This window comes from Bacillus sp. 05T31, assembly GCF_056396725.1.
This window is the reverse complement of sequence record NZ_JBFTMA010001528.1, coordinates 1-355: the sequence shown is the minus strand read 5'-3', so window position 1 is coordinate 355 and position 355 is coordinate 1. Positions and strand designations below refer to the sequence as shown.

1 protein-coding gene is annotated in these 355 nt (G+C 59.7%); it reads left to right on the top strand.

All coding sequences use genetic code 11. The annotated features are described in order from the left end of the window. Nucleotides 1-355, top strand: a 355-nt coding sequence (locus AC1DJR_RS34185; RefSeq protein WP_477004689.1) for a YjbF family lipoprotein, incomplete at both ends; no start/stop codon positions are given.

Here is a 355-nt window from a genome sequence, read left to right as displayed (position 1 = left end):
CGAGAAAGGTCAGCAGAAATGGGTGACACAGGATCAGGCGATGCTGGTGACACAGCATGGCCGCCTGGTTAAAACCCTGGGCTTGCCGAATAACCTGCTTAGCGTCAGCAATCTGCAACAGGATCCGCTCGCTGACAGCCTGCATATCAGCAACGGTGCAGGCTGGACCCGCATCGTGCAGTGGACCGAACAGGGCAAGGTTCGCGGCGCGACTGTGCGTTCAACCTTCCAGCGCGGCACCGACGAAGTCCTGACCGTGGCGGGCAACCGCATTCCGTGCCGCGTCTGGCATGAGCAGGTGAGCATCGACAGCAGTAACCGCGAGTGGGAAAACACCTTCTGGATCGATAACAGC